Origin of the sequence: Rufibacter sp. XAAS-G3-1 (genome assembly GCF_013623775.1) — a bacterium.
In the GTDB taxonomy this organism is placed as follows: Bacteria; Bacteroidota; Bacteroidia; order Cytophagales; family Hymenobacteraceae; genus Nibribacter.
This window is the reverse complement of the sequence record NZ_JABFAM010000007.1, coordinates 45,074-59,338: the sequence shown is the minus strand read 5'-3', so window position 1 is coordinate 59,338 and position 14,265 is coordinate 45,074. Positions and strand designations below refer to the sequence as shown.

The window sequence follows — 14,265 nt, the reverse complement described above, 5'->3', positions numbered from 1 at the left end:
ACTTAATCCGTTAAATTAAAAGTCAATACCGAAGTTTACTGAGTAAACCGGGGTTAATGGATAACGACCATAGTCAACTCCAATCGCAGCATTGTTAGCGTTTTCCAAGCCCCCCACGTGCGAACCTACCTCTGGGTCAAAACCTGAATAACCAGTTATTGTCCAAATGTTCTGTGCACTAGCCCCAATTCTCACCGCTTTGATGTACTTCTGACGACCAAACAAAGAAGAAGGCAAGTTGTACGTAAGCGTCACGTTTTTAAGTCTCACAAAGGAGCCATCTTCTACATACTTATCTGTATGGCGCTCAAAGTTGTTGTTTTTGTTGTTTGAATTCATTCTGGCCACCGTTGTACCAGGGTTTAGCAGATAAGGATTGCCTGCTTCATCCATTCCTACTTTAGCGTAATTGAATGTACCCACAAATAGGTTTTGGCCAAGGTTGATATTGTTTGGATTGCTGTTCTCATTACGTAACCAGTTGTAGATATCATTACCAATGGTGCTGGTGATCAGCACACTCAGGTTAAAACCCTTATAGGAGAAGCTGTTGGTTAAACCTCCGTAGTATTTAGGCCAGGGATTACCGATATAGGTTTGGTCATATCCGTCAATGATTCCGTCTGGGGTGCCTTCCGGGCCACTAAGGTCTTTGAACTTTACATCACCCACCCAAACACTGTTCTCTGCAATTGGCAAAGGTTGGCCATTTGCGTCACCAGGACGTGGGCTATTCCTCAGGTCGTCCATATTCTGGAAAATACCATCTTCAACATATCCGTAGAACAACCAGGGCGCTTGCCCCACCACCGTACGTTGCGCCCATTCTAACCACTCTCTAGTGGTACGGGTCAGGATACTGTTTTCAGTAGAAAGGCTCTTCACCTCAGTTTTGAAGTGAGATACGTTAAAGTTTGTTTCCCATGTGAAACCACCTTTGTCCATGTTGATGGTGTTCAAATTGACAGTCCAGCCTTTATTCTGAAGAGAGCCGATATTCACTGTTGGCGCTCCAACAGCACCGTTTCCGTTAGTGCCCATGTACCATGGCAGGGTAGCAGGCAGAATCAGGTTATCTGTGTTTTTGATGTAGTAATCTGCTTCTAGCTGAATCTTGTTTTGGAACAGACCTAGGTTAATGCCAAAGTTATTGGTTTTGGTTTCTTCCCATTGGAAACCAGGGTTAGGATATCTGTTTGGAAGAAAACCTGTTCCCCAAGGCGTAGGGCCGGGAGCAAGCGTCCCGTAAATGGCGCCACCCCCTTGTGCATTGCTACCCGTAAGGCCAATTTCATACCGCAATCTTAGATCACTGATGAAAGGAACCTGGAAAAACTCTTCGTTGGAAACTCTCCAGGCAGCTGAAACAGAGGGGAAGTACCCCCACTTATTCTCTGGCCCGAAGAACACGGAACCATCTGCCCGGAAGGCAGCCTGAACAATGTAACGGTCTGCAAAGTTGTAGTTGATACGGCCCAGGAAAGATTCCATAGCCCAGTCACCGTGTCCTCCTTCGGCTACGCTGGTAAGGATGTCTCCGGCATTGAGGTCAAGTATATCATTGGTTTGGAACCCACGCCTTTCCCCGAAAAGGTTTCTCCAGGTAGATTCCTGAGATTCGTGGGTAACCATCGCATTGATGCTATGCCGGCCTAACTGCTTCTGGTATTGCAGCATTTGGTTCCAGTTCCAGTAAGTATTCAGATTGTGTCTGTTCTCCAGTTCGGCAGTGGGGTTGGTTTGATACCCAAAGCGGTAGGTGGGAAGGAAATAAGTTGAGTTAGAGAAGTTCACGTTCCCATTCAACGAGGTACGGAATTCTAGCCCTTCCATGATTCTAAGACCAACTGTTAAACCACCTAAGGCTTGCCTTCTGGTTATTTCATTGGTAGTGATGCTCGCCAACCCGATAGGGTTAGCCGGGGTAAACTGTTCAGAAGTATTCCCTCCAACCACAACGGTACCCCCACCAAAGGTACCATCTATGTTCCGTACCGGTATATGCGGGGGCAACCGAATGGCTCTTGAGATCAGGTTGGATTGCGTAGACGCTAATTGCTCATCTGTCTGGGCATAATTAAAATTACCCGCAATTGTAAGCCAGTCTTTTGCTTTGTTATCTAAATTCAAACGAACAGAATACCGGTTGAAGCCTGAACCTAAGGCTATACCTTCCTGGTTCATGTATTCCCCAGACAGATAGTAGGTTGTTTTTTCACCACCTCCGCTTAAGCTCACCTGGTGCTTTTGCATAGGCGCGCTTTGGAATAACTCTTTCTGCCAGTCTGTTCCTCCCCCTAACAAGGAAGGGTCTCTGAACTCCTCCCTAACCGTACCGCCCGCAATGGCTTTGTATTCAACTTCCATTTGGGCATACTGCCGCAGATCCATCACGTCTAACCTTTTTGGTGCAGTCTGGATACTATACAGGTAACCATAATTTACCCGTACTTCACCAGCCTTTCCACGTTTGGTTGTAATAAGCACAACGCCGTTAGTGGCTCTTGAGCCGTAAACGGCTGTGGCGGAAGGCCCTTGCAGGATTTCCATGCTTTCAATATCAGATGGATTTATGGCGGCTAAGGGGTTTGTTCCACTAGCGGAGTTAGTAGGCATAATCTGCACACCATCTATTACATAAAGTGGCTCATTAGTACCGCCAATAGTGTTTACCCCCCTAATGTTTACAGAGATACCTCCCCCCGGAGCACCCGTATTCTGGGTAACATACACCCCGGGTGCCCTACCCTGGAGTGCCTGCTCAATGGTAGTGTTTACTGTTCTTTCTATTTCTACGGCACTAATGTTGGTCTGAGCGCCGGTAATGTCATTTCTCCGTAACTCGCCATACCCGGTCACTACTACCTCGTTCAGCGTCTGGGCATCTTCCCGTAGAGCCACATTAAGGGCGGTATTGGTGCCTACCGGCACTTCCTGGGCTATGTAACCAATGAACGTAACCACCAGAACATCTGTGTTGGCGGCTTCTAAGGAGAAGTTTCCGTTTGCATCAGTAGAAGCCCCATTTGTGGTGCCCTTCACTACCACGCTCACACCTGGCATCCCCGTATTGTCAGTGGCCGAGGTTACCCTACCGGTAACGGTTCGTCTGGCACCCTGTGCCAGACCATCAAAGGCCTGAGTGAAAATAGCCATTATGAGGACTATCATCACCCAGACTGTCTTAGGCTTTAAGACACACTCACTTTGTTGGTAATCTTTGTCTGAGTACAAGTTTTTAATCATAGGGTAAGTAGATTAGGTAGTAAACATAATATGGTTGAAAAAGAGCATGGCCAGGAGAAACAAGCCACAGGGCTATTTAAGTATTCTGCAATGAGCCCAGATTTACCTTAGGCACCTGGCACCAATCCTGATCTGGGGTCAGAAAAGGGAGCCACTTTGTGCCTTTGTCTTATATGAGGAGAAGAATCTTCTTTTTCACACTTCCCTTCACTTTCTTATCTTATAGAAGATCCTTTTGAAGGAAGATCCTTTTGAAGAGGGTTAGCAGCTATACAAAACTAACAAGGTTTTATGCACCCATATAATACTCATTTATCAATTATTAGATTGATAACACCTTTTTCGTTTATCTATGTGCCATCGTTGGCATAAACAGGTGAAAATTTCTTGTTTTAATAAAATACAAGCACACGAAGCAACAATATAGACTATTTTAAAGAATTTACAATATTTCATGCCTTTTATCAGATTTACATAATGATAATTTCCTAATGAGTTGGGGCAGCAACGGGCGCAGAGAATACAAAATTCCTAAATAAACTAATTTTTTAAACTTAAAGTCATACTAAAGGGGCAATTCATAGTGGTATTTTTTTAACGAATTTTGAGGCAATCTCCCAAACTAGCATTTGAATAAAAGATTTTCAGAAGAGGGCAGGTGGTACCGAAAGGCTGACCAGCGGAAGCTACCTGCAGCCTTTGTCCGCTTCTGGGCATTTTTTAATACAAAGCGGCGGGACACCGCAGGTAGCGCACCCTCGCTAGAGATAAACGAGGGGAATCTTCCCTTTTAAAGCACATCAGTGATGGAAGCGCTTTCCATCCCCTCGTGTTTTTAGAGCTTGTTTAAACATTGGATTCGTAAGCTCAACTGGCAAGAGAAAGGTTCTATGGAAGCCTGTTTTTGAGCCTAGTAGCCGCGCTACGAAGGCGATCAAAGCGCGAACGCAGGTTCTTGCTATGGACATTTGCAGCACGAAAGACAAATTTCAAACAAGCTCTCAATCACTTTTCGGGAAAACAGGCTAAAAACCGCTTACATTCTCTGTCATTCTGAAAGGATTTTGTGACCGAAGAGCAATATCCTATACAGCTTTTACAGCTTGCTCTCAAGAACTTTCCAAGATGACAGGTACGAGAAAGGCGGGCAACCTGTGAATAAGGAAGGGGTAGGAACTTTAGCCCGAAGTTACCTGATGCAGCAGAACCCCTATTTCAAGCAATCTCGTTTCAGGGCTATTTTCTTAAAAACACCCCTAAAACGGAAAGAGCCGCAGCCTACAGGACTACGGCTCTTTCGTAACAAGCTTAGCTTAAGCTACGTGGTACATGACCGGCAAGATGCGACGTACTTTTTCATCAATAAGCGCTTCTTTCACTTGGCCACTTTTCACCAAGGGAATCACCGTGCCGCCCAGCAGAAACTTGTTGTAGTTGATATTAGCCATCTGCAACAAATCGGTGCCCATTTCAATATCGGTGCCGTTGTTGATGGCTTCCTAGTATTCAGAACGGCTCCCCAGTCGCTGATCACCAAACCTTTAAGACCCACTTTCCTTTCAGGATGTCATTGATGAGGTACTGGTTATGGGTGCTGTACTGACCTCTGAATTTGTTAGAAGCGCCCACAATGGTTAAGGCACCGCCTTGGGTGATGGCGGCTTTGAAAGCAGGTAGGTAAATCTCGCGTAGGGCCCGCTCGCTCATTTCTACGTTTACTTTGGCGCGTTTAATTTCCTGGTTATTGCCGGCGTAGTGCTTCACACTGGCGGCAACCCCTTGGTCTTGCACTCCTTTTATATAACCAACGGCCATGCGCGCGGTCAGATACGGGTCTTCGCTCAAATACTCAAAATTACGTTCGTTCAAAGGCGTGCGCATGATATTGACGCCGGCCCCCAGAATCACGTCTTCGCCTCGCTGCCCAATACCTCCCCGAAGGCGTATCCCAGCTCGGGATTCCAGGTAGCGGCCAAAGCAACGCCGGTGGGAAGATAAGCGGAGGAGTCATTGCCTGCATTGTCCAGCGACCAGTCGCGGCCGTACCGCCTGCGGGCCATCTGACATCACCATCTCAGGAACACCCAAGCGCGGAACTCCGCCCGAGGAAAAGGAAGACACCCCGTGAATCATGTTCACTTTCGCCTCCTGGGTCATTTTCCCAATCAACTCATTTATTTGGGTTTCATGGGTCATGTTGATGCCGCTGCCCTCCTGGCCTGCGGAGGAACTGGCATTAGAGTTAGAATTCTGCTGCACCTTTTCTGAAGTGGAACAAGCCATTGCCATTACCACAAAACCAAACTGGAAAATCGTCTGAGACGGGATAGTTTGTAAGTCATTTTTTGAAAATTGGGTGTAAAACAGAATGGTACCGGCCGGGGCCGATGGGTGAGTGATGGTTTCCTCTGCTGCTTATCTCTTGACAATCTTAATGGTGCTCACGCGGGCTCTGTACCTGGCTTTGAGGACATACAACCCCGGTGCCAGGGCCTCTCCTACCGTAGCTTGCCCGAACTGCTTCCCGCTTCCACCAAGGCTCCGGTCAACGTCCTGATTTCATAGGTGAACCCATGAGGCGCCTGAACGCGCAGCTCCTTGGCGAAGGGATTGGGCCCGTACTTAAGCTCTACCTCTCGTTCATCGGCTATGCCATTGATAACACCGGGAATATTGCCGTAGAGGATGCCCCGCCCGGCCGTGGCCAGGTATCACCGGTGATGTCATTGATGCCGCCAAACGGGTGCTGGTCATCCGTAATTCTCCCCCAGGTGGCACCTGCATCATCTGAGCGGAAAAAGCCCATTTGATTATTCACCTTTCCTACTAGGTACACCGCTGGATACGTGTTACCGTCTTTCGCTTTCCCGAACCCTACTTTGGTGGCTTCCTGCACGTTGGTAATCTTAGTGAAAGAACCTGCCGAATTGGTGGAGCGGTACAGTCCTCCGTTCTGGTTTGTCAGCCACACGTCACCCTCCACTCCGTAGGTGGGATGAATATTGGAAGCCCATAGCTGCCAACTGGCCACGGTAGGCAAGCCGGTAGCAGCCGCCGTAAAAGAGGTGCCTCCGTTGGTACTCACCAAGACACGTCCGGCATCGGTCTCATATAAACAACGTGCTAGGCCGTCGGCCGTAGCATGATGTTTATACGAGACCGATGCCCTATGCTCTTTTTACTGGCGAGGAGATTGTCTTAAGTTGCTATTTGCTGGCTTTGCTTTTCTGACAGCGGCAACTCTTTTAGATTCTGTTTTGCGCTTTTTAAAGAATTCGCTAAGCGCTTTTTCCTCTTCTGCGGTCAAAGGCTCCTGTCCGCCGATATAATCAACGTCCAACTCTATTTTCTTTGCTTTCATCCTATTGGTTTTTAAAATATCGGTTAATGAGTTTCAGGGCTGAAGTCGTCTCAATTACCATTACGCGCCCGCCGAAGTGCATTGCACCGAGAGTTTTCTCATAATGCTCTATCAACTGGGTTTTGGAGATGAAGGAAACGTTGCCTTCGTGTCCACGCTGAAAAGAGAGTTTGCAGGCAAACGCAACCAAGTTGCCGGGAACTCCGGAATACATCTTGCCGCTGCCCTTATTGAAAGGGGCACTCTCAACCAAATGCATATAGACGTGGTCTTCTTTTACCTCAAGGCTTATGATCCTTGAATGATTGTCGGATTGTTGACGATGGTAAGTTTGTAAATATCCTTTACAGGTTCCTTGAATTCCGCCCGCCAATTGAAGAGCCAACCGTTCTTTTTTGTTACGGTTTTTAAGTCCGCATGGGTAAGTACAGATATTTCCGTGGCGAAGCTGTCGCCCGTTACAACGTTCTCTATGCTGTTGGTAAGCTTATCGATGATAAAGTCAAGCCCAGTCTCTTTCTTACTTTTCACATATCTAATTTACGAAGAATCCTTGAATATCGACGTTTTTGATTTTTAGCATTGGGCATAACATACCGATAGAACTTACGGGCGTTCACCCGGTCGGCCATGGGCTTCAGATTCGCTTTGGAAATGCCAGTGGCGGCCCTCCAACTGGTGCCCCGGTTGGTGGAATAATAAACCGACGTTACTCCAGATGGAGCCCACACCAACGTATTCCCATCCGCGGAAACCGCGATGGTTCCGCCCCCGTTTGCCCCAGCAGGAGCCGAAGGAAAAGAAGTCCAGGCAGTACCGCCGCCTATAGAGTAAGCCCCATATTTCCCATCGGTATTGTTGAACACCCGCACCATGAAAGCAGGCTGATGGGCTGCGTAGTCAATCCAGGTATTGGTGCCGTAACGTGGGTTCAACCTGCCGGCAGTTGGCGAGACATCTAAATTATCATGCCGGAAACCGTCTAGGTCACCAATGGCACTCACCAAGGGGGCTCCGGCCGGTGGACTGACCAGTTTCAGGGGTACCGTTTCTTCCAGGCCTTTGTTCTGAAACGTCCAGGCGACGGGGCGGTTTTGGTCGGCTTCCCGCAGGTTCGTGGTCTGGTAAACGCCGTAGCCCGTCACAAACCAGGCTGTGTTCGCATCAAAAGGGTCAATCTCAATATCTCCCAACCAGTGCGGACTAGAAACTGCCGCGTACGGAGCCAAGGAATGGTCACGGGTCGCGTTTCCTAAAACAGGTTTACAGGTAGAGCCCCCGTTGGTGCTGCGGCAAATTTCATCGTTGGGCCACCAGCGGTTTAAGGTAGGCATGACCAGGATGCAAACCATTCAACACTCCATCTTCCCCCAAAACATCTTTTAGCCTTTAGACCTAGCTTTGCCTCACAGGAATTGGGCTTCCCGCTGACGCTTCAAAGCCTAGGCAAGATAGGCGTTTTTAGCAAAAATTCTGGATGCATTCTTTAGAACCCTTGAGACTGGCTTCTATTTTAAGCCTGTTTTTATCAAAACAGCAATAAAACTGAAAGTAGCTATCTTTGCTCTGAATGTAGATTTCCATATTTCAGCCCCACCTGTTTTACTTTCGTTTATAAAAAATAAGGGCAAAAACGCCAAAAATGCGCTTCGTTCGTTATCTCTTTAAAAAGCAATCAGCCCCACGCGACAACTCTGTTTCAGGGGTGTTTTTCAGAAAACAGCCTTAAAACCATACATGGCCCAACCATTGACACCAGGAATGGTTATGTTATTACTTCTGAAAGGGTTGGATCTGTTTGGGCAAGTCCTGCTGGCTGAATGTATCATCGGTTAAAAATTGTTTCCTTAACTTTGCCCTATGGAATTCACGGTACAACAGATTGCTGATTTACTCCAGGGCCAGGTGCAGGGAGACGGTAACGCCCAGGTAAACAAACTGGCGAAGATTGAAGAAGGCACCCCCGGCGCCCTTTCTTTCCTGTCCAATGCCAAGTACGAGCACTATCTCTATACCACGGGTGCCACGGCGGTGATCGTTTCCAAAACCTTGGAACTAAAGCAGCCGGTAACGGCCAACCTCATTCTGGTGGAAGACCCGTATTCGTCCTTTTCTACGTTGCTGGAAGTCTACCAGCAAGCCGTAGCTGCTTCTAAACAAGGCGTGGAAGAACCTTGCTTCATAGGAGAGAACTCCACCATTGGCGAGCAGCATTACAGAGGCGCTTTCTCTTACATAGGCAAGAACTGCCAAATTGGCCGCGGCGTGCACATCTATCCGCAGGTGTACATTGGCGATAACGTGACCATTGGCGACCATACGGTGCTGTTCGCGGGCGCCAAAGTGTACGCCGACTGCGTGATTGGAGCTTCCTGCACCATCCATGCCGGGGCTGTGATTGGCAGTGACGGGTTCGGGTTTGCGCCGCAGAAAGACGGCTCCTACAAAGCTATTCCGCAGCTAGGCAACGTGGTGCTGGAAGATAACGTGCGCATTGGGGCCAATACCACCGTTGACTGCGCCACCATGGGCTCTACCATCATCAGAACCGGCACCAAGATTGACAATTTGGTGCAAGTGGCGCATAACGTAGAAATCGGGCGGCATACGGTGGTGGCGGCGCAGACGGCTTTTGCGGGTTCTTCCAAGGTGGGCAACTACTGCACCATTGCCGGTCAAGTGGGCGTGGTGGGCCACGTGAGCATCGCTGACAAAACCATAGTAGGCGCTAAATCAGGCATTTCCAAGAACATCAAAGAAGAAGGGACTTTCGTGCAAGGAGCACCGGCTTTTGACTATAAACAGAATCTGAGGGCCATGGCGGTTTTCCGGAAACTACCCGAGTTGCAGAAACAGGTAGACGAACTCAGAGAAAAGCTTTAACTTTAGCCCCTCTTTACCCCTATTTAGTGCTTCATGAACGATAAACAGCATACCATAAAGGCACCGGTGACGGTTTCTGGTATTGGATTGCATACTGGCGTGGTGTCAAACATGACGTTTCTGCCCGCTCCCATCAACCACGGGTATAAATTCCAGCGCATTGATTTGCCGGAGCAGCCCATTGTAGACGCCGACGTAGACAATGTGGTAGACCTCTCCCGCGGCACGACCATTGAGCAGAACGGCGCCCGCGTGAACACCGTGGAGCACGTACTGGCCGCTTTGGTGGGGTTAGAGATTGACAACGTCCTCATCCAGATTGACGGCCCAGAGCCGCCCATCATGGACGGTTCTTCTATCCTGTTCGTGCAACCATTGTTGGAAGTAGGCCTGGAAGAACAGAACGCTTTGCGTAACTTCTTTGAGGTGCCCGAGGAAATCATGTTCCGGGACGGTTCCCGCGAAACCGAAATCGCCATTCTCCCGCTGGATGATTACCGCGTGACCGTGATGGTAGACTACCATTCGCCGGTTTTGGGCTCGCAGCACGCCTCTTTAACTGATTTGCGTCAGTTTAAAGACGAGATCGCCTCTTGCCGCACCTTCTGCTTCCTGCACGAGATTGAAATGCTCTACAAGCAGAACCTGATCAAAGGAGGCGACTTGAGCAACGCCATTGTGGTGGTAGACCGCGTGGTGGAAGACAATGAACTAGATTATCTGTCTGACCTTTTGAAGAAGCCGAAAGTGGCCGTAAAGAAGGAAGGAATTCTGAATAACGTAGACCTGCGCTACAAAAACGAACCGGCCCGCCATAAACTCCTGGATCTCATTGGGGACTTAGCGTTGGTAGGCCGTCCGTTGAAAGGCCAGATTCTGGCGGCAAGACCAGGGCACGCATCCAACGTGGCGTTTGCCAAGAAGATCAAGAAGTACATCAAGGAAACGTCTGTGAAGAACGTGCCGGTGTATGACCCCAAGAAAACGCCGGTGATGGACATCAACCGCATCATGCAGACGTTGCCGCACCAGTACCCTTTCGTGCTCATTGACAAGATCATTCACCTGGATGCTACAACCGTTACGGGCGTGAAAAACGTAACTATGAACGAGTCGTTCTTCCAGGGGCACTTTCCGGGGAACCCCGTGATGCCGGGCGTGATCCTGATTGAGGCCATGGCCCAGACCGGCGGTATTTACGTGCTGAGCACCGTGCCAGACCCAGAAAACTACTGGACGTATTTCATGGGCGTAGACAAATGCCGTTTCCGCCGGAAAGTAGTGCCCGGTGACACCATTATTTTTAAATGCGAACTGTTGGCGCCTATTAAACGAGGGATAGCTAGAATGCAGGGCCAGGCGTTTGTGGCCGGGCAATTAGTGATGGAGGCCGAGATGTTAGCAAGTATCGTAAGAAAAGACGCATGAACCAGCCACTAGCGTACATCCACCCCGAAGCCAAAATCGCCACCAACGTGGTGGTAGAGCCGTTCACCACCATCTCTAAAAACGTGGAGATTGGCGAAGGCACCTGGGTTGGCCCCAACGTGACCATCATGGAAGGCGCCCGCATTGGCAAGAACTGCCAGATTTTTCCGGGCGCCGTAATCTCAGCCCCGCCGCAGGATTTGAAATACAAAGGCGAGCCGTCTACGGTTTCTATTGGGGACAACACCATCATTAGAGAGTGTGTGACTTTAAACCGGGGCACGGCTTTGGATAAAAACACCACCGCTATTGGTAACAACTGCCTCATTATGGCCTACGTACACGTGGCCCATGACTGTATCATTGGCAACAATGTGATTGTGGCCAACGGCGTGCAATTGGCCGGCCATATTGTGATTCATGACCACGTGTTCATTGGCGGCACCTCGGCGGTGCACCAGTTTGTGAGCATAGGGGCGCACGCCATGGTTTCTGGCGGGTCACTGGTGCGCAAAGACGTGCCGCCGTTCATCAAAGCCGCCCGGGAGCCATTGTCCTACGCGGGCGTCAACTCCATCGGCTTGCGCCGAAGAGGGTTCACCAACGAGCAAATCACCGACATTCAGCAGATTTACCGCATTCTGTTCATGAGCGGCCTGAACACGGCCTCGGCGGTAGAGAAAATTGAGATTGACTTAGCGCCTAGCTCAGAACGCGACGAGATTGTGAATTTCGTGCGCAATTCTGGCCGCGGCATTATCAAAGGCTATCAACGCGATGCAGATTAAGCTTTCCTCGTTAGGCAAGCGTTTCAATTACGAGTGGATTTTCCGGAATCTGTCCTATGAGTTTGTCTCAGGCAAGGCCTACGCGGTGCTGGGGCACAACGGATCTGGGAAATCCACTTTGCTTTCCATTCTCAGCGGGTTCCAACTTCCCTCAGAAGGTGCTGTCTCCTACTCCCTGGCCGGAAAAGAGATTCCGGTAGAGGAACTGTACCGTTCGCTCTCTATGGCGGCCCCGTACCAGGATTTACTGGAGGAGTTCACGCTGGAGGAGATGATTCAGTTCCATACCCGCTTCAAGCCTTTGCGCGGCATCGCCGCCCCACAACTTCCTGATCTGCTTCAGCTACAGGCGGCCAGACACAAACTGGTGCGGGACTTTTCCTCGGGCATGCGCCAACGCCTGAAATTGGGCTTGGCCATTTATTCTGATTCTCCCCTTCTACTACTGGACGAACCTACCACAAACCTAGACCAAGCCGGTGTGGCGTGGTACCTGGAGCACCTGGAACGGAACCGGCAAAACCGTTTGGTCATCATCGGTTCCAACGTGCCCCACGAGTACAGTTTCTGTGATGAGCGATTGCCCATCAATGAATTTCACTACAAAGCCCCTGAGCGGAAGAAAGGGTAATTTCAGCTTGCGTTTAGGGCCTATTCTGAGAAAAATAGCCTAAAAACGGGTGTTCTAGGTAGGTGTAGGGGCAATCCCTCGTGGTTGCCGACAGAACCGAATAGGGCAACCACACGGGATTGCCCCTACATTTCAAAAATCAGCCCCAAAACGCTCGCCCTATGGCGCGGAAGTAACTTCCGCGCCATAGGGCCATAGGTGCCTACAGGGAATCCGTTTCATGCCCGTTTTCTCAAAATCAGCCGGAAAACGAAAAAAGCCACCTAAAAGGTGGCTTTCCCATATATGTAGTAAGATGGCGCAAGTACTTCTCTAGAAACAGCTTTACAGCCGATTTGTTTACTCGTTGGCCGGATACATTTCTGGCGGTTCTTTTTCTTTGGTCTTCACAATGAACGGCCGGAGCGCCTCAGTTTCATCCAGGTACAGGAAGGCGTCATAGCGTTCCGGGATGATGGTGGGCACGTAATTGCCGTACTTTTCGCGGTTGGGGTCATACACCACGCCAATGGCCCGGTGGTCTAGCTGCTGCCGGGCTTCATTGATTTCGCGGAGTTCGCGGGAAAGTAAGAGCTTATCCGTTGCGCCAAGATTATGGAGCCAGTCTTCCCAGGAACCTTTGCGGGCGGGCGGCACTTCCATCTTCTTCATGGGAGAACCCCACGAGTCACCGGCAATCACAGAGCCTTCATAAGACCCGAAACCGGCCAAATACACGTTTTCTCTTCCGTATTGCTCACGGGCCAATTGCCCAATGTTGACCATTCCGGCGCGGGCCATGTCGGTGAAGCGGGCGTCGCCCACGTGGGTGTTGTGTTCCCAGATGATGGCTTTGGAATTGGGGCCGTGGAAATCCAGCAGGCGGTTCAGGGTTTCCATCATGTGCCCGTCACGCACGTTCCAGGAGTTTCCGCCGCCGCGCACCATGGCTTTGTAGTATCGTTCGGCGTTCACGGCCACCAAGGCGTTTTGCTCCGCGTCAAAAACGGCTTCGGAGTTACCGGGCTCTTCTCTTTCCCGTTTACCCAGTTCCTTTAGCATGGAGATCACTTCGCCTTCGCAGTCTTCAGAGACGTACGCCACGGCGCGGGCGTATTCCTGCGGGTCAGAACTGTAGGGCTCAAAGCATTTGAAGGCTTCTTTGGCGGCTTTCACCGCTTGGCCGTCCTTCTTCTCCAGATACTTCATGATCTGCTGCAATGAATCCCAGAGACTGTACACGTCTAAACCATAGAAGCCGATTTTGTTTGTGTTGGGCCGGTCATTGTTTTCTTTGAGCCACTCTACCAGGGCCGCCACTTCCCAGTTGCCCCACATCCAGGTAGGCCAGCGGTTGAAGTGTTTCAGGACGTCAGACACCTTGGTGCCTGGTTTGCAGTAGCCCCGTATAAATTTATTGATTTGGTAGCAGTCTGGCCAGTCGCCTTCTACCGCGATGAAGGTAAAACCTTTCTCTTCTATGAGGCGCTTGGAAATGGCGGTTCGCCAGGAATAGTATTCTGAGGTTCCGTGCGAGGCTTCCCCTAACATCACGATACGGGCATCTCCAATATCCTCCAGCAGAACGTCTAAATCAGCTTTGTTCTCTAGCCGGTGGTACGGCAGTTTTGAATAAGTCATGGAATTTGAGGGAAATATGAACTCCTGCCTTTTACCCCGCATTGCTTTTAAAAGTTTGCTTGATTTTGCCCTATTTTTTCAGAATAAGGTTAAAAACCATTTTATGCCAAACCTTACTTCTTAGAATAACCAAATTCAAGAGTTTCTTAAAGGCACCTTGTTGGTCAACTGGCATTTTTTCTGACACTGAGCCGCAAGGATTCTTCTACATTCCTTTCTAAATCAGAACGGTACGGCACCCAACCAGAACCCAGACCTGGTGTTTGCACAGGAAGAACCCTGGTAAAAAGCGTATAGCCGTATTTGAC

Annotated in this window: 13 protein-coding genes; 4 read left to right on the top strand and 9 right to left on the bottom strand. The window is 49.6% G+C overall.

What is annotated here, in order from left to right; all coding sequences use genetic code 11:
- Nucleotides 1–15: 15 nt before the first annotated feature.
- From HHO50_RS08835 to HHO50_RS08810, 8 genes are all read right to left on the bottom strand, one after another.
- A complete protein-coding gene (locus tag HHO50_RS08835) occupies nt 16–3,246 on the bottom strand; it encodes a TonB-dependent receptor (protein ID WP_255478665.1) in 3,231 nt (1,076 codons plus the stop codon).
- Nucleotides 3,247–4,559: 1,313 nt separating this feature from the next.
- A complete protein-coding gene (locus HHO50_RS21030; RefSeq protein ID WP_219921498.1) occupies nt 4,560–4,715 on the bottom strand; it encodes a hypothetical protein in 156 nt (51 codons plus the stop codon).
- Between the two features lie 61 nt (nt 4,716–4,776).
- Complete coding sequence (locus HHO50_RS21025; protein ID WP_255478678.1) at nt 4,777–5,127, bottom strand: glycoside hydrolase family 3 N-terminal domain-containing protein; 351 nt, start codon at nt 5,125–5,127, stop codon at nt 4,777–4,779.
- A 126-nt stretch (nt 5,128–5,253) separates the two neighbouring features.
- Nucleotides 5,254–5,505, bottom strand: a complete 252-nt coding sequence (locus HHO50_RS21020) for a hypothetical protein (protein ID WP_219921496.1) — start codon at nt 5,503–5,505, stop codon at nt 5,254–5,256.
- A 388-nt stretch (nt 5,506–5,893) separates the two neighbouring features.
- The gene (locus HHO50_RS08825; protein ID WP_181305654.1) at nt 5,894–6,331 is read right to left on the bottom strand and encodes a hypothetical protein; all 438 of its coding nucleotides are present in this window, start codon (nt 6,329–6,331) and stop codon (nt 5,894–5,896) included.
- Nucleotides 6,332–6,424: 93 nt separating this feature from the next.
- Nucleotides 6,425–6,607: a hypothetical protein gene (locus tag HHO50_RS08820; protein ID WP_181305653.1), complete on the bottom strand. Its 183-nt coding sequence runs from the start codon at nt 6,605–6,607 to the stop codon at nt 6,425–6,427.
- A 1-nt stretch (nt 6,608) separates the two neighbouring features.
- Nucleotides 6,609–6,992 carry a hypothetical protein gene (locus tag HHO50_RS08815; RefSeq protein WP_255478664.1) on the bottom strand — a complete coding sequence of 128 codons (384 nt, stop codon included), beginning with the start codon at nt 6,990–6,992 and terminating at the stop codon, nt 6,609–6,611.
- A 142-nt stretch (nt 6,993–7,134) separates the two neighbouring features.
- The gene (locus tag HHO50_RS08810; RefSeq protein WP_181305652.1) at nt 7,135–7,941 is read right to left on the bottom strand and encodes a hypothetical protein; all 807 of its coding nucleotides are present in this window, start codon (nt 7,939–7,941) and stop codon (nt 7,135–7,137) included.
- A 526-nt stretch (nt 7,942–8,467) separates the two neighbouring features.
- Here HHO50_RS08810 and lpxD point away from each other — a divergent pair.
- The 4 genes from lpxD to HHO50_RS08790 are packed head-to-tail and all read left to right on the top strand — an operon-like array spanning nt 8,468 to nt 12,337.
- A complete protein-coding gene (lpxD, locus tag HHO50_RS08805) occupies nt 8,468–9,490 on the top strand; it encodes a UDP-3-O-(3-hydroxymyristoyl)glucosamine N-acyltransferase (RefSeq protein WP_181305651.1) in 1,023 nt (340 codons plus the stop codon).
- Nucleotides 9,491–9,523: 33 nt separating this feature from the next.
- Complete coding sequence (locus HHO50_RS08800) at nt 9,524–10,918, top strand: bifunctional UDP-3-O-[3-hydroxymyristoyl] N-acetylglucosamine deacetylase/3-hydroxyacyl-ACP dehydratase (RefSeq protein WP_181305650.1); 1,395 nt, start codon at nt 9,524–9,526, stop codon at nt 10,916–10,918.
- Nucleotides 10,915–11,706, top strand: coding sequence for an acyl-ACP--UDP-N-acetylglucosamine O-acyltransferase (gene lpxA / locus HHO50_RS08795; protein WP_181305649.1), 792 nt, complete (start codon nt 10,915–10,917; stop codon nt 11,704–11,706). Before HHO50_RS08800 ends, lpxA begins: the two co-directional genes overlap by 4 nt.
- Entirely contained in the window at nt 11,696–12,337 is a 642-nt protein-coding gene (locus tag HHO50_RS08790; protein ID WP_181305648.1) for an ABC transporter ATP-binding protein, read from the top strand. Before lpxA ends, HHO50_RS08790 begins: the two co-directional genes overlap by 11 nt.
- Before the next feature lie 339 nt (nt 12,338–12,676).
- Here HHO50_RS08790 and HHO50_RS08785 read toward each other — a convergent pair whose 3' ends face one another.
- Nucleotides 12,677–13,957 (bottom strand): erythromycin esterase family protein, encoded by a 1,281-nt coding sequence (locus HHO50_RS08785; protein ID WP_181305647.1) that lies wholly within the window; start codon nt 13,955–13,957, stop codon nt 12,677–12,679.
- Nucleotides 13,958–14,265 lie beyond the last annotated feature (308 nt).